Origin of the sequence: Brevibacterium aurantiacum, from assembly GCF_003932995.1 — a bacterium.
GTDB classification, from domain to species: domain Bacteria; phylum Actinomycetota; class Actinomycetes; order Actinomycetales; family Brevibacteriaceae; genus Brevibacterium; species Brevibacterium aurantiacum.
The window spans coordinates 1,875,552-1,896,127 of sequence record NZ_CP025333.1 but is presented as its reverse complement, the minus strand read 5'-3'; the positions used below and the strand labels follow the sequence as shown (position 1 = coordinate 1,896,127).

Annotated in this window: 20 protein-coding genes, 2 tRNA genes and 1 other annotated feature; of the genes, 9 read left to right on the top strand and 13 right to left on the bottom strand. The window is 62.4% G+C overall.

Annotated elements, in window-relative coordinates; genetic code table 11:
* Positions 1–69 precede the first annotated feature (69 nt).
* On the top strand, positions 70–381 hold the full coding sequence (locus CXR25_RS08790; protein ID WP_009883477.1) for a transposase: 312 nt from the start codon (positions 70–72) through the stop codon (positions 379–381).
* Positions 306–1,301 (top strand): IS3 family transposase, encoded by a 996-nt coding sequence (locus tag CXR25_RS08785; protein ID WP_125178124.1) that lies wholly within the window; start codon positions 306–308, stop codon positions 1,299–1,301. Before CXR25_RS08790 ends, CXR25_RS08785 begins: the two co-directional genes overlap by 76 nt.
* Positions 342–470 (top strand) — a sequence feature (AL1L pseudoknot). Its footprint overlaps the gene before it by 129 nt.
* On the opposite strand, the gene CXR25_RS08780 is transcribed toward CXR25_RS08785, so the two are convergent.
* The 3 genes from CXR25_RS08780 to CXR25_RS08770 all read right to left on the bottom strand — a co-directional run bounded on the left by CXR25_RS08780 (position 1,221) and on the right by CXR25_RS08770 (position 2,922).
* A complete protein-coding gene (locus tag CXR25_RS08780) occupies positions 1,221–2,465 on the bottom strand; it encodes a site-specific integrase (RefSeq protein WP_241212406.1) in 1,245 nt (414 codons plus the stop codon). The two genes, CXR25_RS08785 and CXR25_RS08780, sit on opposite strands and share 81 nt — an antisense overlap.
* 11 nt (positions 2,466–2,476) lie before the next feature.
* Entirely contained in the window at positions 2,477–2,725 is a 249-nt protein-coding gene (locus CXR25_RS08775) for a hypothetical protein (protein ID WP_114384728.1), read from the bottom strand.
* A 123-nt stretch (positions 2,726–2,848) separates the two neighbouring features.
* Positions 2,849–2,922, bottom strand: a tRNA-Gly gene (locus tag CXR25_RS08770).
* Between the two features lie 178 nt (positions 2,923–3,100).
* Here CXR25_RS08770 and CXR25_RS08765 point away from each other — a divergent pair.
* Positions 3,101–3,174: transfer RNA gene (locus CXR25_RS08765), tRNA-Pro, on the top strand.
* Positions 3,175–3,418: 244 nt separating this feature from the next.
* Positions 3,419–4,567: a PQQ-dependent sugar dehydrogenase gene (locus CXR25_RS08760; RefSeq protein ID WP_069601335.1), complete on the top strand. Its 1,149-nt coding sequence runs from the start codon at positions 3,419–3,421 to the stop codon at positions 4,565–4,567.
* A 21-nt stretch (positions 4,568–4,588) separates the two neighbouring features.
* Here CXR25_RS08760 and CXR25_RS08755 read toward each other — a convergent pair whose 3' ends face one another.
* The 3 genes from CXR25_RS08755 to CXR25_RS08745 form a co-directional block, all read right to left on the bottom strand.
* Positions 4,589–5,701, bottom strand: a complete 1,113-nt coding sequence (locus tag CXR25_RS08755; RefSeq protein WP_096146453.1) for an alcohol dehydrogenase catalytic domain-containing protein — start codon at positions 5,699–5,701, stop codon at positions 4,589–4,591.
* Positions 5,698–6,171 carry a ribose-5-phosphate isomerase gene (locus CXR25_RS08750; RefSeq protein WP_069600059.1) on the bottom strand — a complete coding sequence of 158 codons (474 nt, stop codon included), beginning with the start codon at positions 6,169–6,171 and terminating at the stop codon, positions 5,698–5,700. The genes CXR25_RS08755 and CXR25_RS08750 overlap by 4 nt, the downstream gene beginning before the upstream one ends.
* A gap of 82 nt (positions 6,172–6,253) precedes the next feature.
* Positions 6,254–6,859 (bottom strand): mycothiol-dependent nitroreductase Rv2466c family protein, encoded by a 606-nt coding sequence (locus tag CXR25_RS08745; protein WP_069600058.1) that lies wholly within the window; start codon positions 6,857–6,859, stop codon positions 6,254–6,256.
* Between the two features lie 104 nt (positions 6,860–6,963).
* On the opposite strand from CXR25_RS08745, the gene pepN reads away from it, so the two are divergent.
* Genes pepN through CXR25_RS08730 form a run of 3 tightly spaced genes read left to right on the top strand, consistent with a single transcriptional unit; the run spans position 6,964 to position 11,195 of the window.
* Complete coding sequence (gene pepN / locus CXR25_RS08740; RefSeq protein ID WP_114384727.1) at positions 6,964–9,660, top strand: aminopeptidase N; 2,697 nt, start codon at positions 6,964–6,966, stop codon at positions 9,658–9,660.
* 12 nt (positions 9,661–9,672) lie between these two features.
* Positions 9,673–10,791 (top strand): mechanosensitive ion channel family protein, encoded by a 1,119-nt coding sequence (locus CXR25_RS08735; RefSeq protein WP_241212405.1) that lies wholly within the window; start codon positions 9,673–9,675, stop codon positions 10,789–10,791.
* A 2-nt stretch (positions 10,792–10,793) separates the two neighbouring features.
* Entirely contained in the window at positions 10,794–11,195 is a 402-nt protein-coding gene (locus tag CXR25_RS08730; RefSeq protein WP_009884072.1) for a globin, read from the top strand.
* A 78-nt stretch (positions 11,196–11,273) separates the two neighbouring features.
* Here the strand turns inward: CXR25_RS08730 and CXR25_RS08725 are convergent, their stop codons facing one another.
* Both CXR25_RS08725 and CXR25_RS08720 read right to left on the bottom strand, forming a co-directional pair.
* The gene (locus tag CXR25_RS08725) at positions 11,274–11,948 is read right to left on the bottom strand and encodes a DUF8185 domain-containing protein (RefSeq protein WP_114384726.1); all 675 of its coding nucleotides are present in this window, start codon (positions 11,946–11,948) and stop codon (positions 11,274–11,276) included.
* The gene (locus tag CXR25_RS08720) at positions 11,945–12,415 is read right to left on the bottom strand and encodes an acyl-CoA thioesterase (protein ID WP_338027639.1); all 471 of its coding nucleotides are present in this window, start codon (positions 12,413–12,415) and stop codon (positions 11,945–11,947) included. Before CXR25_RS08720 ends, CXR25_RS08725 begins: the two co-directional genes overlap by 4 nt.
* A 166-nt stretch (positions 12,416–12,581) precedes the next feature.
* Here CXR25_RS08720 and CXR25_RS08715 point away from each other — a divergent pair, with 166 nt between their 5' ends.
* Positions 12,582–13,490 carry an acyl-CoA thioesterase gene (locus tag CXR25_RS08715; protein WP_114384724.1) on the top strand — a complete coding sequence of 303 codons (909 nt, stop codon included), beginning with the start codon at positions 12,582–12,584 and terminating at the stop codon, positions 13,488–13,490.
* Complete coding sequence (locus tag CXR25_RS08710; RefSeq protein ID WP_233429487.1) at positions 13,487–13,744, top strand: hypothetical protein; 258 nt, start codon at positions 13,487–13,489, stop codon at positions 13,742–13,744. Before CXR25_RS08715 ends, CXR25_RS08710 begins: the two co-directional genes overlap by 4 nt.
* 103 nt (positions 13,745–13,847) lie before the next feature.
* On the opposite strand, the gene ettA is transcribed toward CXR25_RS08710, so the two are convergent.
* From ettA to CXR25_RS08685, 5 genes are all read right to left on the bottom strand, one after another.
* A complete protein-coding gene (gene ettA / locus CXR25_RS08705) occupies positions 13,848–15,530 on the bottom strand; it encodes an energy-dependent translational throttle protein EttA (protein ID WP_069600054.1) in 1,683 nt (560 codons plus the stop codon).
* A gap of 66 nt (positions 15,531–15,596) precedes the next feature.
* The gene (locus CXR25_RS08700; protein WP_096158674.1) at positions 15,597–16,322 is read right to left on the bottom strand and encodes a DUF6993 domain-containing protein; all 726 of its coding nucleotides are present in this window, start codon (positions 16,320–16,322) and stop codon (positions 15,597–15,599) included.
* 143 nt (positions 16,323–16,465) lie between these two features.
* Entirely contained in the window at positions 16,466–17,065 is a 600-nt protein-coding gene (locus tag CXR25_RS08695; RefSeq protein ID WP_009884065.1) for a single-stranded DNA-binding protein, read from the bottom strand.
* A 208-nt stretch (positions 17,066–17,273) separates the two neighbouring features.
* Positions 17,274–18,854: a GTPase gene (locus CXR25_RS08690; RefSeq protein ID WP_009884064.1), complete on the bottom strand. Its 1,581-nt coding sequence runs from the start codon at positions 18,852–18,854 to the stop codon at positions 17,274–17,276.
* Positions 18,851–20,548 (bottom strand): dynamin family protein, encoded by a 1,698-nt coding sequence (locus CXR25_RS08685; protein WP_226833682.1) that lies wholly within the window; start codon positions 20,546–20,548, stop codon positions 18,851–18,853. Before CXR25_RS08685 ends, CXR25_RS08690 begins: the two co-directional genes overlap by 4 nt.
* Positions 20,549–20,576 lie beyond the last annotated feature (28 nt).

The window sequence follows — 20,576 nt, the reverse complement described above, 5'->3', positions numbered from 1 at the left end:
CGGTACTGCGCAGAGTGAATCGCCCCGGGGATAATAGAGGCAGGGAGATTGGAAGAAGGAGATTCTCTCATGCCAGTGAAGTACACCGACGAGCTCAAGGCTCGTGCCGTCGAGCTCGTCATCCATGCTCAAGCGGATCCGAACACCGCAAACGGAGCGATTGCCCGTGTAGCCAAAGAGCTCGGGGTGAGCAAGGAAGCGCTGCGGGTGTGGGTGCGTAAGCACAAAGACTCGGGCACAGCGACGCCGGCGGACTCCGTTGATCTTGAGGCTGAGAACCGTAGGTTGCGGGCTGAGTTGGCTGAATCGAAACGGGCAAACGAGATTCTTCGCCGTGCCTCGGCTTTCTTCGCGGCGGAGCTCGACCGCCCATCAAAGTAATCGTCACCTTCATCGACGATCATCGCGACGAGTTCGGAGTCGAGCCAATCGTGCGCGCCCTGAAGAGGACGGCGGCACGGATTGCTGTGAGCTCGTATTACGCGTTCAAGAAGCGTCAGCCATCGGCTAGGGCCCGTCGGGATCAGGCGCTGATGGTGGTGATCCAGGACGTCTATGAGGCGAACTACTCCTGCTACGGGGTGCGGAAGATGTGGAAGGCGATCAACCGCGAGTACACCGATCGGTTCGGGCATGTTGCTCGGTGCACGGTGGAGCGGTTGATGCGCCAGTTGGGCATCGACGGGATCCGGCGGAAGCGGAAGCGTCCGAAGACGGCTTCGGCTAGGGCTGAGGAGTGTCCGGATGATCTTGTCGAGCGTGAGTTCGCAGGACCGGCACCCAATTGTCTATGGGTCGCTGACATCACCTATGTTCCGACGTCTGCTGGGTGGGTGTACACGACGTTCATCCTTGATGTGTTCCACCGGGAGATCGTCGGCTGGCAGGTGACGAACCATATGCGGGAGTCTCTGGCCAGGGACGCTCTGACGATGGCTCTGGCGGCGAAATATAGGGGAGGTGAAGATGTCTCCGGGCTTGTCCACCACAGCGACCGCGGCGTTCAATTCCGATCGATTCGCTACGGCGAGACCCTGGCGGAATCCGAGGTCGTGGCGTCGGTGGGGTCACGTGGAGACTCGTACGACAATGCCATGGCCGAGGCTCTGAACTCGGTCTACAAGGCAGAGTTGATTGACCGGAAGGTGTGGTCGGGGTTGATCGAGGTGATGGCGGAGACGTCGAAGTGGGTGGCCTGGTACAACCAGACACGGTTGCATTCAGCGATTGACTACCGCCCGCCGTTCGAGGTCCATTCGGAATGGATCAACCAGTCCGCGATTGAACCCGCGGCTGCTTAGGAAACCAAGAAAAGGAGCCTCTACGAAACCCGGTGCTTGACACAGGTGATGCCAAGCGATATCGGGCCGGTCAATGGCCAGTCGTGCCCGACGCATCACCCCGGACCGGGTAGACGCGGTGACGGGGTTGCCGTGGCCGGTGGTGAACATCAGCGCATCGGGGTCGGTGCCGGTGTGCTGGTCGAGGTGGTCGGCCAGGACCGGCAGGATCGAACGCGGCAGGTTCACGGTGCGTCGGCCAGCGGCGGACTTCGGCGGACCATAGGCGACGGGATCACCTGGAACTTCGACTAGCGTCCGCGATACTGTGACCGTCGCCGCCGATAGGTCGAGATCATCCCGGCGCAGGGCGAATGCTTCGCCGGGGCGCAGTCCCGACCAGGCGGCGATGAGCACGGCGGCACGGTAGCGGTCGGGCATCGCATCGGCCAGGGCCACCACTTGCCCGGCGGTCAGGGGTCGGCGTTCGGGGTGCGGGGCCGTGCCCGCCCCTTTGACGTGGACCGGGTTCGCGGTGATCAGACCATCGCGCATAGCTTGCATGAGCACGGTCCGCAGCAGTCGGTAAGCACCGGCAGCAGCGGTCCGGCCCGGGTACTCCCCCGCCGTGGTCGGCATCGTCGGGGCCGGTGAACCGGCGGCAGTCCATGCGTCGAGGACATCGGTGGGCAGCTTGCCGGTCGGGGCCACGTCGAATCCGTGGCTCACAGCCCAGGCCCGGGCCGGATGCGGGCCGCGTCGGGACGTGCCCGACTGATCGAGAGCAGCAACGCGGGTGCCGTCGAGCAGCGCGACATACCAGGTGCGGACGAATCCCGGGGTCAGGGCTTGGACGGTCACGGTCGAGATATCGACCGGAGTCGTCGTCCCGACCGGGCACAGAATCCACGAATCAGCGGTACGCCGGTACAGATCGAGGGTGCGCGGACGCAGCGTCGCCCGAGCATGGTCGAGGTAGTCGGCCAAGTACTGGCCGACGGTGATTGCCGACGGCTTCGCGATGACGGGGTTGTTGCCCAACACTTCGGCATGGACCCGCACGCGCACAGCTTCGGCCTCTTGCCGGGTGCCGAACGTGCCCGGCACTTTATGGCGGGTGCCGTCGGGAGCGGTATAGCGGACCCGGAACCGCCCCGACGGCAACCGGTCAATCGCCCCGAACACTGCCCGCGCCGTCACAACACACCCCCACAAACGTCGGTGCCGTCTTCGGGGGTGATGACCAGTGTGAGGAATGCCAGGGTGTCGGTGTCGGGCAGGTATCCGGCATCGAGTGCGTCGGTGACGGTTTCGAGCGCATAGGTGGTGCTGTCCGTGGCTTCGGGGAAGAGTGCGGCCAGAGATGGACCGTCGCCGGGAACGTAGGTGAATGAGCGACCGGTGTAGAGGTCGGTGACGTTGAACGCTGTGTGCGCGGTGGACATGGCGTGAACTTTCCGAACCCGGCCAGTCGAGTTAGGTCATTTTAGGTCACGCTGGGGTGATTGAGGGTGGTTGTTTCTTCCCCACAAATGACTGTGTCGCCGCTGTGACCAGCGGCGACACGGTGGAGGGGATGACGGGAATCGAACCCGCACCATCAGTTTGGAAGACTGAGGCTCTACCATTGAGCTACATCCCCGTGTTGCGTTAACGACTATAGTCGACATCCGCACCGGCCGCCAAATCGATTGAAGATGAGCTGGGTCACAGCGCTCGACGCGACCGTGACCGACAGCTGTGAGCTGCATCCCATTCACGCCATCAGGCCGAATCGATGTGCATCTGTCCCCCTGCCTGTGGTTAGATTGTCTTCGTCGCGGGATGTGGCGCAGCTTGGTAGCGCATCTGTTTTGGGAACAGAGGGTCGCAGGTTCAAATCCTGTCATCCCGACGATAGTGAAGCCGCTCGGACTCAAAGTCCGGGTGGCTTTCTTCGTATTCACGCCACGGACCTGCCTGGGAGACACCCCGGATCCGCCGGAAGACACCGTGGGCGCGTGTGGGAGACAATGGGAGAGCAGAGTCGCAGACTGCCGAGGCCGAAAGGTACGCCGCCCATGTCGATCCGAGACCACGACAGCAGTCCCCTGAGTTCGCGTCCTTCACCCCCAGCTCTACGGCGCACCAACCCGCAGGTGGGAACATCTCCGACGACGACTCATCATCGAAGCCGCGCTGCCGGGCTCATTCTGGCGCTGGTTCTCAGCGGCTGCAGCTCCGATCGTCCACCTGCCCCCTCGGCTACCTCGTCGTCGCCCACATCAGCTGCCGGCGACACGACCGGCGAGGAACGCGGGTCCACCGCAGACCCCGAGGAGGTGGCGACGAATCTTCAGGCTCCATGGTCGATCGCCTTCTACAAGGGCACGGCGTTGGTCAGTGAGAGAGACTCCGCTCGCATCCTCGAAGTCGACGACGAACGCCCAGCACAGCCCAGAGAGGTCACGACGGTCGCCGGCGTGTCCGCCTCTGGTGAGGGCGGGCTCTTGGGTCTGAGCGTGCGTGGGGACAGTCTCTTCGCGTACTTCACCGCCGAGTCGGACAACCGGATCCAACGGTTCCCCCTCAGGACAGGCTCGGACGGGGTTGAGCTCGGCTCACCGGAGACGATCGTCGACGGCATCGCGAAGGCCGGCTTCCATAATGGTGGGCGTCTGGCGTTCGGTCCCGACGGAATGCTCTATGCCACGGTCGGTGACGCAGGGAATCAGGACTCCGCGCAGGAACGCGAGTCGCTCTCAGGCTCGATCCTTCGGATGAAGCCCGACGGCACGGTGCCTGAGGACAATCCCTTCCCCGACTCACTCGTCTTCTCCTATGGGCACCGGAACCCTCAGGGGCTGGCCTGGGATGACGATGGCACGATGTATGCCAGCGAGTTCGGTCAGGACACATGGGATGAGCTCAACATCATCGAACCCGGCGGCAACTACGGCTGGCCGGAGGTCGAAGGAATCTCAGAGGATGGGGCCGACGGGGGTGATTTCATCGACCCGGTTCAGCAGTGGCGGCCCGATGAGGCCAGTCCGAGTGGAATCGCCATCAGTGATGACCGCCTGCTCATCGCCAATCTTCGCGGCCAGGTGCTGCGGACCGTGCCCCTCTCGGACCTCGCCGAGGCTGAGGTCGCCTATGCCGGCGAGTTCGGTCGACTGCGCGACGTGGTGTCCGGACCCGAAGGCGAGATCTGGTTACTGACGAACAATACCGACGGACGTGGGGATCCGGCCGCCGACGACGACCGGATCCTGCACATTCCCGCTGACTTCAGCACCGACGACTGAGGGCAGCTGTCACAATCGACTTCAGCGCTGGAAGTCGATGACCTGCCGCACGACAGTTCCCTCGGCGAGGGCGTCGAAGGCCGCGTTGAGGTCCTCGAGTCCGATCGTGTCCGAAACCAGCTCTTCGACCGGCAGCTTGCCCTGACGCCACAGATCCGCGTAGACGGGAATGTCACGACTGGGCACTGCGGAACCCAGATACGAACCGATGACGGTGCGTGCCTCGGCAGTGAGTGTGACAGGGGTGATGTGGGACTGCGCATCGGGGGCGGGCAGTCCCACTGTGACGGTCTTCCCACCCACAGCTGTTGCCGAGAACGCGGTTTCGAAGGCGCGGGCATGACCAACGCATTCGATGACGATCGGTGCCCGCCGCTCCCCCAGCTGCTCGGGCGTGTACACCTCGACCGCGCCCAGCTCCTTGGCTCGAACCAGTTTGTCCGGATTCGCATCGACGCCGATCACACCCGCAGTCTCAATCGACAGCGCCGTGATCAGAGCGGCCATGCCGACTCCGCCCAAACCGACGATCATGATCTCGTCCTCGGGTCCGGGAGATCCCGCGTTGAGGACCGCTCCACCGCCGGTGAGCACCGCGCAGCCGAGCACTGCCGCAATCGACGCGGGAACATCGGAGGCGACCGGAACGACGGAGGCGCGGTTGAGCACGGCATGGGAGGCGAAGACCGATGCACCGAGATGATGGAGCACCTCGGCGCCCGAATCGTCGTGGAGTCGGACCTTGTGTCCGTCGAATGGGAGCGTGCCGGCCCCATTCGTGGCGCTTCCCGGTGTGCACGGGAGTTTGCCGTCGGTGCGGCAGTTCGCACACTCGCCGCAGCGGGGCAGGAACACGGTCACGACCTGCTCACCGATCTCGAGGTCGGTGACGCCTTCGCCGAGTTCTTCGACGATGCCCGCGCCTTCGTGGCCGAGGAGCATCGGCAGGGGCCGTGGACGGTTGCCGTCGACGACGGACAGGTCGGAATGGCAGACGCCGGCAGCGCTCAGTCGGATGAGCACCTCACCGGGGCCGGGCCCATCGAGCTCGAGCTCCTCGATCGACATCGGCTCAGTTCTCGCATAGGGGCGGGCGGCCCCCATCTCGCGAAGCACCGCACCTCGGATCTTCACAGCGCCGAGGGACCTTCGGCCTCGTAGGCGTCCATGATCCGAATCCGACGCTCGTGGCGCTCTTCGCCGGAGAACGGTTCTGCCAAGAACGCGTCGACGATGGCGATGGACTCAGCCTCTGTGTGCTGCCTGGCCCCGACCGAGACGATCTGGGCATTGTTGTGCTCACGAGCGAGCTTGGCGATATCGGTGTTCCACGCGAGAGCCGTCCGCGCCCCCTTGACCTTGTTCGCTGCGATCTGCTCACCGTTGCCCGAACCGCCGATGACGACGCCGAGGGCCTCGACGCCTGCCGCCTGATCATCAACGACGGCCTGGGCCGCAGCGATGCAGAAGGCGGGATAGTCATCGAGTGCGTCGTATTCGTGGGCACCGTGGTCGACGACCTCGAAACCCGAATCGCCGAGGTGGGCTTTGAGGGTCTCTTTGAATTCGAATCCTGCGTGGTCCGTGCCGAGATGAACCTTCATATGGTCACTCCTTCGAGATGTCCCGGACGAGGTGCCGGGGAAAGACTGTGCGTGTGATGGTGCGGTGGTGTCTGAGGGTCAGTCAGTCGAAGACCGGGCCCTGGTTGCGGGTGCGTTTGAGCTCGAAGAACCCTGGAGTCGAGGCGACAGCGAGAACCCCGTCGAAGAGACGACCTGCGTCCTCACCCTTCGGAGCCGGTGTGACGACCGGGCCGAAGAAGGCGGTGCCGGCCACTCGGCAGATGGGTGTGCCCACATCGTCGCCGACGAGAGCCAGCGCTTCATCATGGGACTCCTGCAGCGCCGCATCGTAGTCATCGCGTTCGCCGTATTTCATCAGGTCAGCTGGCAGACCGACCTCATCCAACGCCTCGGCGACGGCCTTGTCGAAGTCCTTCTCTCCACCTGGGTGGATGCGGGTTCCGATCGCCGTGTATAGGGGCTCGGTGATCTCCTCGCCGTGTTCGGCGATGGCCGCGGTGACGATGCGCATGGGTGCCAGAGCACGATCCATGAGCGCTCGATAGTCGGCGGGGATGTCTTTGTCCCGGTTGAGGATGTTCAGGCTCATGACATGGAACTTCACATCGATGTCACGGACCTTGGCGACTTCCAGACCCCAGCGCGACGTCATCCACGCCCACGGGCAGGCCGTGTCGAACCACAGGTCAAGTGTCTCTCTGCTCATTTTCACTCCTCATTAGGCTGGGTGCGGGCAGCAGCGGACCACCCGCGATCTCCGAGGCCAATTTATCAAGCCTTGCCACCGAAGAAGAATGCGTCCATGAAAGAATGGCCAGGTACACCCGGACCCGAAGCGGAGGTCACCTCAAAGTGCCCCAATACAACCTCACCCGCGAGGAAGCTCGCAGACGTTCATCACTCGTCGACGTCTCGAGCTACGAGAACACCCTGATTCTCACGGGAGTGGGTGAGAGCTTCCGAGTTCGCTCCCGCATCCGCTTCACCGCAACGCCGGAGTCCACGACCTTCATCGATGCCATCACAGCCAGCGTCGAACGCATCCGGCTCAACGGACTCGATCTCGAGACCTCCGAGGTCCTCTCCCCCTCACGCATCACTCTGCCTGGCCTTGCCGCAGAGAACGAACTCACCATCGATGCGCACTTCTCCTACATGAACACCGGTGAGGGTCTGCACCGGTTCATCGATCCCATCGACGACGAGGTCTACCTCTACTCACAGTTCGAGGTCCCCGACGCCAGACGTGTCTTCCCCGTGTTCGAACAACCCGACCTCAAAGCGCCGTTCTCCTTCACGGTCGTCGCTCCATCCCGCTGGACGGTCGTCTCGAACTCCCCCACCCCGACTCCCGGCGATCCCAGTGAGGTCTTCACCGAACTCGACGAAGCTCCGGTCGACGACACTGCTGTGTGGCAGTTCGCGCCGACGACTCCGATCTCGTCCTACATCACAGCGATCGTGGCCGGCCCCTACCGTAGCGTGCATTCGGAACTGACCTCCTCCGACGGTTCCCCTGTACCCTTGGGGCTGTACTGCCGTGATTCCCTCTTCGAGCATCTCGACGCAGAGAACCTCTTCGGCATCACCCGCGCCGGCTTCGAATTCTACGAACGCGAATTCGGGGTGTCCTACCCGTTCGAGAAGTACGATCAGCTCTTCGTTCCCGAGTTCAATGCCGGTGCGATGGAGAACGCCGGTGCCGTGACGATCTTGGAGAACTACGTCTTCCGGTCCAGGCCCACCGAGGCCCTCGTCGAGCGCAGGACCGTGACAGTGCTCCACGAACTGGCACATATGTGGTTCGGGGACCTGGTCACCATGAAGTGGTGGAACGACCTGTGGCTCAATGAGTCCTTCGCCGAATTCATGTCCACACTGGCCACCGCTGAGGCCACCGAATACAGCGACGCGTGGACGACCTTCGCCACGATCGAGAAATCGTGGGCCTACCGCCAGGACCAGCTGCCGAGCACACACCCGATCGTCGCGAGCATCGAAGACCTCGCCGATGTCGAGGTCAACTTCGACGGCATCACCTACGCCAAGGGCGCCTCCGTGCTCAAACAGCTCGTCGCATGGGTCGGTCGGGAGGAGTTCTTCGCCGGTCTCAGGCGCTATTTCGACAAGCATGCGTGGTCGAACACAGAACTGCCGGACCTCCTCAGCGAACTTGAGGCCACCAGCGGTCGGGACCTGGCCTCCTGGTCGAAGCTGTGGCTCGAGGAATCCGGGGTCAACCTCATCGAAGCCGAAGTCGACACCGAGACGGACAACGACGCCGAGGTGGTCACCGAGCTTCGTGTGACCCAGAGACCGTGGATCATCGAGGGGCAGCCGGTGCCATCCCTGCGGCCCCACCGTCTGTCCATCGGATTCTATTCCGACAACGGGCAGGGACGCCTTGTCCGCACGCACAGCTTCCCACTCGACATCGATGCCGAGTCGACGACACTCGACGAGGCCCGCGGCCTGCCCAAGCCCGATGTGATCATCGTCAATGACGAGGACCTGACGTATGCGAAGGTGCGCTTCGATCATGAGAGCATGGACGTCGCCGCCGCCCGACTGGGCGACTTCGATGATTCTCTGACCCAGCTGCTCATCCTCGGCACACTCTGGGACGCCGTCCGCGACGGACAGCGCCCGGCACAGGACTACATCGCCACAGTCCTCGACGACTGTGCGGCAGTCACGCACTCCTCGGGTCTGCTCACTCAGATGCGTCAGCTCGAGACCGCGGTCGGGTCCTACCTGCCTCCGGAGTCACGTGCAGAGGCTCATACCGCTGTCGCCGATCGATTCGCAGAGCTTCTCGGGTCGGTACCCGGCGGCACCGATCAGGCGTTCCAGTTCCTGCGCGGCTTCATCAAGCACGCAACGACTCAGGAGCAGCTCGGACAGCTCCAGTCCTGGTTGGACGCGTCCGGGGACTTGGTCCACGGGATCACCATCGACACCGATCTCACCTGGGAGCTCATCATCGCTCTTGCGGCGCACGACGCGATCGATGATTCCGCGATCACGGCCATGACCAAGACCGATCCTTCGGCCACCGGAGCACGCCAGGCAGCGACGGCACGCAGCGCTCGCCCCACCTCGGCGGCGAAGTCGGAGGCCTTCACCCGCATCCTCGATGAGGCTGAGCTTCCGAATTCGGAACTGGCCGCTCTCGCTCTGGGATTCGCCTCCGGTCTGCAGACCGAGACGGGTGAGATCCTCACTTCACAAGCGCCCTTGTGTAACTTCTCCACAGAGTTCTTCCAACGAGTCTCCGGATGGTGGGAGACCCGCACCCTCGAAATGGCACAGACCATGACTCTGCGACTGTTCCCCCCGGTCAGCGAGCACACGGTCAAGGCCACCGAGGGCTGGCTGGCCGATCACCCTGCCGCGCCCAAGGGGCTCGTGCGCCTGATGCGTGAGAATCTTGCCGATGCCCAGCGGGCCCTGAATGCTCAGGAAGTGTCCAGCACTTCCAAGGGCGCATTGACCTTCGGTCGTTAGGCTCGTGGCATCATGACGTTCGATGCTTTGAATACCGACCTGTTGTCCGCACCCAAGATCGATTGGGACTTTCTCCTCGACGCTCCGTTGAGGATCCTCATCATCATCGTCATCGCCATCGTGCTCAACATGGTGATGCGGTACTTCATCCGACGCTTCTCCACTGCCGTGGCCAAAGGCACCGTCGGCAGTCAGAAGGCTGCGGAGAACGGCAAGTTCTCGGCCACGGTCATGGAATCGCAGCGGACGGGCATCGACCCGGCGACGATCCGCGAACGCCGTGCTCAGCGTGCGAAGACTGTCGGTCGGATGCTCTCGTCTGTGGCGACGATCCTCATCAGCGCCGTCGCAGTCCTCATGATCCTCGACCAGCTCAACTTCAACATCGCACCCATTCTGGCCTCGGCAGGTGTTGTCGGTGTGGCATTGGCCTTCGGCGCGCAGGAACTCGTCAGGGACTACCTCTCGGGATTCTTCATGGTCATCGAGGACCAGTACGGCATCGGCGACACCGTGGACCTGGGAGAAGCCGTCGGCGAGGTCGAGGACTTCGGCCTGCGCAAGACAGCAGTCCGTGATCTCACGGGAACACTGTGGCATGTGCGCAACGGCGAGATCATGCGAGTCGGCAACCTGTCGCAGGGCTGGGCGCGTGCCGTGCTCGAGATCCCAGTCAACTACTCCACTTCGATGGACACCTACCGTGAGATCACAGAGACGGTCACCGCTGAAATGGCCAAGGACTCGCAGGTGGCCTCCGCGATGCTCGAAGTCCCCGAAATCGCCGGTGTCCAGTCTCTGTCAGCCGAGTACAGGGTCATCAGGACGATGATCAAGACGAAGCCCAATCTGCAGTGGATGGTCGAACGTGCCTTCCGCGCGGAACTCACGAATGAGTTCGACAGGCGTGGGATCACCATCCCGATCATTCAGGAGACCGTCCTCAGGACGCTTCCTCGAGAGACTGACTCAACGGATTCGACCACGAGCAGCAACTCCGAGGACGAGCCTCGGCCCACCTACACGACACGGCAGACGACCGACAATGGACCCTCACCGCTGCCCGGCGATGACGAGATCCGGTCGACCACTGATGAATCCGGCACCGATGCCGCAGACGGAGAGAGCTGACCATGACTCAGACATCGAACGAGACCATCTTCGAAGCGGTCGGTGGCCATCCCACCTTCACCCGTCTTGTCGATGTCTTCTACGAGCATGTCGACCAAGACGAGGTGCTCATCGCCATGTACCCGGAGGGGCACGACCTCACTGGAGCCAAGCATCGGCTCCAGATGTTCTTAGAACAGTACTTCGGTGGGCCGACGACCTATCAGGAGGAACGGGGTCACCCGCGCCTGCGGATGCGCCATTTCCCCTTCCCTGTCGACTTCGATGCGCGTGACCGGTGGTTAGCCTCGATGCGGGCAGCTCTCGACGATGTGGCACTTGCGCCGCTCTACGACGAAATCTTCTGGGACTATTTCCAGCGTGCGGCCACGGCCATGGTCAACACCAACAGCAACCCGGTCTGAGCAGAACACTCCGCATCTCACATCTGCAGCCTTTATGTCTGCAGTCTTCATGACCTGAGGAGACCTGCTGTGCTGGGTCTACTTCGCTCGGGTCAGCAGATGACCGCCCGGTGTCGAGATCCGCAGCCAGCCGGACGTCTCGAAGACGTCATATTCCTCGGACTCCCCCGGCGAGGCGGTCCCCGTCTCGGGTACGAATCGCAGTGCATTCGCGGCGAACGCGAGCCCGCCGGGCAGCTCGGTGCCATCATGAGCAGCCATCGGCTTCGACCACACACGCGAACGCAGCGCCTTCACAGCATGTGATCCCGCGCCTTCGGGAGCTCCGCTGCTGATCTCTTCCACACCAGCCTCGGCGGTGGACCGAATCTCATTGCCGGAGATCCTGTCGCGAACAGCCCACTGTCCCCTCGGCGGGGCAATGCCGGTCCAGGACACCAGCACCGAGTTCGGGGGCACAGGCAGGCGTGTGGCATTTTCGGCGCGCGCGAACCGGTCCTTGAGGTTGGTCAGGGGAACCACCTCGTCGAGGCCGTCCATCTCCGGTCCGCTCAGGCGCAGCATTCGCATCGCGAGGACCAACGGTGTGGAGTCTCCGATGCCATGCGGATACAGGGACGCAACGGTGACGACGAGCACGGTCGATGACACATGCAAGCGCATAGCCCCGTCAGGGTCGAGCCGGTGTGCCAAGGAGGTGAACGCGGCCAGATCCTTCATCGCCAGCGGATCGGCGATCTCGAGTTCAGTCATCGGTTGCCACCCCGCATCGGTACGGCAGGTCGAATGACGTCTTCCATTGCTGCTGTCTCCTCCTGGGTCAGGCGACGCGGTCGGGAGGTCGTCCTGTCTACAAAGACGATGACCGTCTCTGCCAGCGTATAGCCGACCGAACCATCGGGTTCGGCGATGCTGTAACCGATCGTCACAGAGGCCGGTTTGACCTCGCTGATGACGAGATCGATGGCAATGGGACCTGCACGGTAGGGAATGGGACGACGATATTCGATCGCATGCGAGGCGACGAGCAGCTCGGTGGTCTCCGAAGCCTCGGCGAAGATCGACGGAATTGTGATCCCCGAAACTGTCTCGGCAATTCCCGATTGACCCGGAGTCGTGGGTGCATCGGTGCTGTGCGTCGGTGAGCCCAGAGCGCGGACGCGTGCCTCTTCGAGCAGACGCAGCTGGGTGACATTGTTGACGTGGCCATAGGCATCCATGTCTCCCCATCTCAGTTCCAACAGGACTCGTGTGAATTCGTTCAGATGGGGATTCGTGGTGCGGTTGTGCATATGTCCCATCATGCCACCTTCACCGCTGCAGTGACGGCCGCGATAGGATCGTGAACACACGCAAGAGATTCATTGTCGCAGGCTGGAGGCCCTTATGAGCGATGCAGAACCCACAGCGGCCGAGGCGAATGTCGACACGCTGCGCAAAGTGCTCGAACTCGAAAGTCTGAGCTTCACCTCGGCGTCTCGGGAGAGTGACTACTTCCTCGGACAGAATCAGTACAAACCCGATGGGCGCGTCTACGGCGGTCAGGTCGTGGCGCAATCTGTGGTGGCCGCTGCCGCGACCCTGCCAGATGATCGCCTCATCCACTCACTTCACGGCTACTTCCTGCGCGCTGGGGATGTCAGCGAGCCGATTGAGTTCGGTGTCGAACGACTGCGCGACGGGCGATCTTTCTCCGCTCGACGCGTCCACGCCTATCAGAAGGACGTCCCGATCCTGTCCCTGATCGCCTCCTTCCAGGTTGAGCAGGAGGGTCTCGAACACGCAGAGACCATGCCCATCGGGTTGCCTGGTCCACAGGATTGCCCAGAGCTGCGCGACATCCTGGCTGGGCAGGACACCCCTCAAGTGACCGAATGGCTGAATAAACGTCCCTTCGAGATCCGCCCGGTCGAGGCGTCCCTGTACCTCTCCTCCACCGATGATCGGCAGCGAGAGCAGCAGCATGTGTGGTTCCGTGCCAGTTCCGAGTTCGGCGATGATCCTGTGCTCAATGCCGCGGCCTTGGCCTATGCCAGCGACTTCAACCTGCTCGAGCCGGTACTGCGTCGACAGGGCCTGAGTTGGACGAGCCCCGGGCTCCGGGTGGCCAGCCTCGACCACGCGATGTGGTGGCATCGTCGGGTACGTGTCGATGAGTGGATGCTCTACGTCCAAGAGTCCCCCGCGGCCCAGGGCGGTCGCGGCCTCGGTTACGGGCGCATCTTCGCTCAGACCGGTGAGCTGTTGGCAACAGTGGCTCAAGAGGGCATGGTCCGTGTGAAGGCTCCGCAGTGAGCAAAGACACCGCGATGATCGAGATCCTCGGGACTATACTGTCTCGATTGGTCAATGTCGCACTTTTCATCATCATCACGATCCTTGCCCTGGTCTTCCTTCGCGAGAACGTGGAGATGAACCTTGCCCTGATTGCGCTCATAGCGATGATCATCGGAGTCGTCGGCACACTTGCCCTGCGGTATCTGTTCAAGCTCCTGCAGTGGATCGGCGGCTTGCTCTCTGACGGTCGACCGCCACCGCCAGCGGACTGAATCCACCATGCATTTGCTGATGCCCCGGTCGTTGACCGGGGCATCAGCAAATGCATGAGAACCCTGTGGGCTGCGGTGATTGTCCCCAGCCCACAGAATTCGTTCAGTCGCGAGTGAGGCGGCGGTGTGTCACGCGGTGAGGACGAGCAGCGTCTTCACCGAGTCGTTCGACCTTGTTCTCCTCATAGGACTCGAAGTTGCCTTCGAACCAGTACCACTTGGCGGGCTCTTCTTCTGTGCCTTCCCAGGCAAGGATGTGTGTCGCCACCCGGTCAAGGAACCAACGGTCGTGCGAGACGACTACGGCACAGCCGGGGAACTCGAGGAGCGCGTTTTCCAAGGAGCCGAGTGTTTCGACGTCGAGGTCGTTCGTCGGCTCGTCAAGCAGCAACAGGTTTCCGCCCTGTTTGAGCGTCAGCGCCAGGTTGAGACGGTTGCGCTCACCACCGGAGAGCACACCAGCCTTCTTCTGCTGGTCCGGGCCTTTGAAGCCGAACGCGGAGACATAGGCCCTCGAGGGCATCTCGACATTGCCCACCTGGATGAAGTCGAGTCCGTCGGAGACGACTTCCCACAGGTTCTTATTGGAGTCGATACCGCCGCGGGACTGATCGACATAAGACGTTTTGACGCTGTCGCCGATCTTGAGTTCGCCTCCGTCCAGCTCCTCGTGTCCGACGATGGTCTTGAACAGGGTCGACTTGCCCACACCGTTGGGCCCGATGACTCCGACGATGCCGTTTCGCGGCAACGAGAAGCTGAGACCGTCGATGAGCAGACGGTCGCCGTAGCCCTTCTGCAGGTTGGAAGCCTCGATGACGATGTCGCCGAGACGGGGGCCGGCGGGAATCTGGATCTCTTCGAAGTCGAGCTTCTTGGTCTTCTCGGCTTCTGCTGCCATCTCCTCGTAGCGAGCCAGACGTGCCTTCGACTTCGTCTGCTTGGCCTTCGGATTCGACCGGACCCATTCAAGCTCGTCTTTCAGGCGTTTGGACAGCTTCGCGTCCTTCTTGCCCTGGACCTGGAGGCGTTCCTGCTTCTTCTCAAGGTACGTCGAGTAGTTGCCTTCATACGGGTAGAGGTGTCCGCGGTCGATCTCGGCGATCCATTCGGCCACGTGATCAAGGAAGTACCTATCGTGAGTGATCGCGATGACAGCTCCTGGGTAGGAACGCAGATGCTGCTCAAGCCACAGCACGGACTCGGCATCCAGGTGGTTTGTAGGCTCATCGAGCAGAAGCAGATCCGGCTTCTCAAGCAGCAGCCTGCACAGCGCCACGCGACGGCGCTCGCCACCGGAGAGGACGCTGACTTCGGCGTCCGGCGGTGGGCAGCGCAGAGCATCCATCGCCTGTTCGAGCTGCGAGTCGAGATCCCAGGCATCCGCGGCATCGATAGCTTCTTGCAGCTTGCCCATCTCTTCCATCAGGGCATCGAAGTCGGCATCAGGGCTGGCCATCTCCTCGGAGATGGCGTTGAAGCGGTCCAGCTTTGCCTTGATCTCGCCGACGCCCTCTTGGACGTTGCCGAGGACGGTCTTGTCCTCGTTCAGGGGCGGCTCCTGCAGGAGAATGCCCACGGTGTACCCGGGGCTGAGCCGAGCCTCGCCATTGGACGGCTGCTCGAGCCCGGCCATGATCTTGAGGATCGTAGACTTACCGGCACCGTTGGGACCGACCATGCCGATCTTCGCGCCGGGGTAGAAGGACATCGACACGTCATCGAGGATGACTTTGTCGCCGTGCGCTTTACGCGCCTTGTGAAGGGTGTAAATGAATTCGGCCATAGTAACCTCAGGCTATCGGTTGTCCACGTTCAAGTGCCAATTGGTCCGGTAGCTGATCACCCTTGTTCAGCCGCCGCCGAGTGACGGAGCTTCACCTGACGAGGACCCTTCGGCGGACCCGCCCGTCGATGAGGAGCCCTCCTCCGACGACCCTTCTGACGACGTGGTCCCTTCGGATGAGCTTCCCGATGTACCGCCTTCGGACGATGCACCATCGGATGACGTGCCCTCCGACGTGTCATCGGACCCTTCATCGGGAGACGGACTCTCAGTGGGCCCGTCCGTGCCGTTGATGTCCTCGCCAGGCATGTGCCCGGCGCCGTTGGAATCGCCGTCCTTCTCACGCTTTTCGCCTGTGGGCGCCTTCACGCCCTTCGGACGTTCGACCTCTCCGAACAGGCATGCCCCGGTCGATTCGGTGGGCGGCATCAGCTCTGCGGTGGCCTTTCCCTTTCGTATCTCCCCGATCACGCACCCTTTGTCCGTTTTGACGCCGAACATCTTCGAGGGCACGTCATTGCCCAGCGGGGAGTCATCGATCGTAGCCTCAAGCTGCTCCGGATCGTAGCCGGCATCGATCATCGTTGTGAAGAATTTCTTCGTCGACGGAACCGTGTCTTCGTTGCCGGTCAGAGGTTTCAGTGCGGAAACGACCTTGTCGACCTCTGCAACCGGCTTCGCCGGGGTGCGAGCCGGAGTGGGCGACGAATCATCTCCGCCCAATCCCAGCAGCGAACAACCCGAGAGAGCCAAGGTCAGGGCTCCAAGACCTAGGAGGGGAACGAGACGCATCAACAACCTCAGCAGGTGGGAACGATTAACAGTCTCACCTTAGCCGATCACAGCCGCAAACGGCGTGCACTCCAAGGCGTTCGGCGCCCCATGTTCCCACGAAATCTCTGCGCTGAAGTTGGTCAACTCGATCTGCGGTGCCCTCAGAAGGGCGCCGCTGCCTTCACCGTCTCTCGTGCTATGGCGTCATCGCCGTTGTCGGACCCTCCCCCATCGTCGTCTCTCGCTCCGTCCTCATCGACTCCGTCCGTGTCCTCCAGCGAGTCGAGGGTCGATGTGTCGGAGGCTCCGGTCACACTGGGCGGAACTTCGCCGGCGAGGCTGTCCCACCCCGAATCGCCGCCTGCAGCCGTCTGCTGCTGACCTTCGGTTTGCCGATTCGGGTTACTGGACTTCTGATAGTTGGCGGTGCCGTAGCGAAGATCGGGACCGATGTGTTCTGCAACAACGGTGGGAGCGATTCCCCGCTTCTCATCAGTCGACCATTCCCGAATCTTCAGGGTCCCCTGTACGACGACGGACATACCTTGGTGCAGACTCATCGAGCAGTTGCTGGCCAGAGGCCCGTAGCAGTCGACGCTGAACCACGAGGTCGTGTCGGAGAGATACTCTCCGGTTCCTTTGTCGAGGCGCCAATGGTTGACGGCCAACCGAAAGGAGGCGCAGGCTCTGCCAGACGGCAGGGTGCGGCTCTGCGGATCGGCGGCCACTGTGCCGCTGAGGTTGATCGGGATGATGGACATCGTGTTGCCTCGCTTCTTGGAGTGTTTCGTAATGGCCCCTGCCCGATCACCCATCGGGGGCGATGCAGTGTGAATCGGTCCATCACGTCATTCACCAGTGAGCGCGGCAGACGATGTCGGCGTCCAGACATGAAAAATGCCCTGTGGACGATCGTTGATCGTCCACAGGGCATTGGCACACGAGTCTGAGCTCCTGTGCACAGAAGTATCAGCGCAACGTCTCGTATGCCCGGCGGTGCTCGTCGATGACGGTGTTGACCGGTTCCAGGTACGAACTCTGCGCAACGCTTCCGACTGCGTCGCGAAGCTTTCGGTCTACTTCGCCGGCAGCTTCATCAGCCCCCTTGCTGCGCGCGGACTTGGCGATGACCGATGTCACAACGGAACCGATGATTCCCACCACCAGCAGCCCGATCGTCACGAACCAGCTCCAGCCTGGCAGCGATCCGGGAGCGAAGATGGTGAGAAGCGCTGCAGCGATGACACCCAGGAGTCCCAGGATCGTGGCGATGAAGAAGATGATCTGCAGAACCCTGGCCAATGACCACCAGCCGGGCGTCCGAGGTTTGATATCCACAGCTGTCACGGCCGAGTCGAGGGTCTCAGACAGCTCTGTGGTGCTTGCCTTCTCTGCTTCCGCGACCGCGCTCTGCCATGGTCTGGGCAACGAGGACACGGATTCCGTGATGAGTTCGTGAGCCATCAGGCGTACCTGCGAGCTCTGCGCTCTGCTGGTGGCTGGCACCGATGCGCGGATGAGCTCTTCCCTGCCCTGACCGTGCTTGGCTCCCAGCGGGTCGGGTGCGTTCCTCTGCATCCACGCCAGGACTGGGTAACCCGTCTTGCGGTAGGCCCGACGGATATAGTCGTCATGGACGGTCTGGGCAACCGCCTCGACGCCGGCGGCATCGGACATGGTCTCCACCAGACGCGACGCTCCCGGACGTTCATCCGGCGGGACCACAGGCTCACCGAGTTCGTGCTGCATCCGTTTGGACATGGCCTGCATATCTGAGAGCAGCCGTTCAGAAGCCGCCTGTTTGGAATCGACCGTGTCGGCCAAGATCGACCTGACCTGTGGGATTCCGTCTCGTGTCACAGCCGAGGTCATGTGGACTTTGGTGTCGGTGAGTCCGTCTTCGACAAGCAGCTGCTGCAGATGATCGGCGGCAGCTTTCCGCTCTTCGTCGCTGAGCTTGTCGACCTGGTTGAGAACGACCACCATGTTCGAGCTGTTCTCGGCCAGCTTTGCCAAATACTCGGAGTGGAGCGAGAAGTCGGCGTACTTCTGTGGGTCAACGACCCAGAACACCACATCGACGAGCCCAACCAGACGATCGGACTCAACACGGTGCTTGACCGCGGTCGAATCATGGTCAGGCAGGTCAAGCAGAATCAGGCCGTGCAGCTTGCGCTGATCATCACCGTCGAGCGCTGATTCGCGCCAGGTCCTGCTGCGCTCGGGCACATGGAGCCAATTGAGGATGTCGTTGCCGCCTTCGCCCCACACACATGCAGTGGGACGGGAGGTGGTGGGCCGACGAACGCCGACCCGGGCGATGTCCAGTCCGGCAACGGCATTGAACAGAGAGGACTTTCCCGAACCGGTGGAGCCGGCGAAGGCCACGACGGTGAACTCCTCGCCCAGGCCGAGCCGATCCTCGGCACGGTTGAGCAGGTTCTGCGCGTCCGTACGAACTTCGGCGCTCAATTTGTCGGGTCCCAGGGACAGGGTCTGCCGAATTCCTTCGGCTCGACGCCTGATCTCGGACTGTGCAGGATCGTTCACAATGCCACCTCAAGTCGATCACCGGAGGCGCGCAGGGCGCCTGCTTGCCGCGCCGGTACCGCGGATAGTCGTAGTACGTTGTCAAAGGGAGCCCGGCAGCCGCCGACGATTCCTGCAGCTGTGGTCAGGAAACGATCCCGAATCGATCCGATGAGATTCACGGCTTCCTGCTCCCCGAAGATCGTGCCGGCCAGGCTGAGGGCGACGTTGGCGTCGTTGCGCGACGCCTGGTCGCCGGCGTTCGTGTACTTCGGATCCCAGAATGCCGCGTATTCGACGACGGCGCAGACTCCGCCGACACCGAAGGACAGAATTCTCGCCTTCGACTTCTTGCCCTGGCCGATCTCTCGAACCAGCGCGTTCACCTCATTCGACCATCCGCTGACGGCGGACTTGACGGAATCCTCAAGATCATTGGAACTGTGGCGCAGCTCGGGGTACGCATCGAGCAGGGCCGAGCCAGCCGAGTCCCGAACCCATGTGGTGCCGACCTCTTCGACGACGCCGATAGCCTGTTCCCGCAACGAAATGGCTGCGCTGCGCAGAATGGCAATGTGCAGCGGCGAGGCGGCATCGTGTTTGCCGGTGACTGCGGCGGAGATCCGGTCGCGCATGCGAGCCATCGTAGGCTCCAAACCGCGAAACAGCTGACCTGTTCCCACAAAGTCCTGCCATCTCGCATTGACCTCTCCGTGCAGCACGCGACCGTCGGAGAATACCTGCGCGAGCCCTTCGTCCGCGGATCTGAACGTCTGATCCAGGCTGGCCTGCAGCCGGTCGAACGTCGTCTCCTGGCTCTCTGCGAAGTCAGCCAAAGACTTCATCTGGGCCGGCATCGCACTGATGGAGCCGGTGAGGGTGCGCTGACGAATGCGGTCCTGCGAGCGTCCCTCGGAACTCACTTGGCTGATCCAGGAACGAATCGGATAGATCGCCGAGTGCGGAAGCAGGCCGTCCTCCAGTTCGAGCTCGGCCACAGCGAAGATCGGAGAGTTCGCCAGTCCCGCCTCGGACAGCAGACTGGAAAGATGGTGCCTGACCTCGCGGTTCGCCTGCGGCGGTACCCGGTCGAGCACGATCGCGACCGAGGTGTTGCGGACAGCGGCGTCCTTGAGCAGCGCCCAGGGCGCGGCGTCGGCATAGCGGTTGGCCGTGGTCACGAACATCCACAGGTCGGCACTCATCAGAATGCGGCGGGCCAACTCACGGTTCGACTCGGCGATGGAGTCGATATCCGGGCAGTCGAGCACAGCCGTGCCCGGCTCGACACCGTCATCGGGAATGAGCACGACCGAGGGGGTCTGCGTCGTCGGATCCGTGCTGCGCGGCAGATCAGAGAGAAAGGACTGCGATTCGAAGAATTTGGTGTCAGCAGGGTTGTGCACCACGATCGGGTTGCCCGTCGTCGGACGGCGAACCCCCGCGGGAGTCACCGTGCGTCCGACCAGGGAATTCACCAAGGTGGACTTGCCTGCGCCAGTTGACCCACCGACCGCGATCATGAAGGGCGTCTGCGTCCGATTGATGCGCGGGAGCAGATAGTCCGTCAGCTCCGAGGAGAGCTGTCGGTGCAGTTCGCGACCGTCGGCGAAGTCGTCGGTCTGCAGGGTGAAGCGGGTTTCTGAGACTCGCTTCGCGATATCGCTCAGCGCCCCTCCCACTGGTGGCGTCACGGCACTCTTACTGTCTGTCATCACGCATCCACTCTCTACGTTTTCCCAG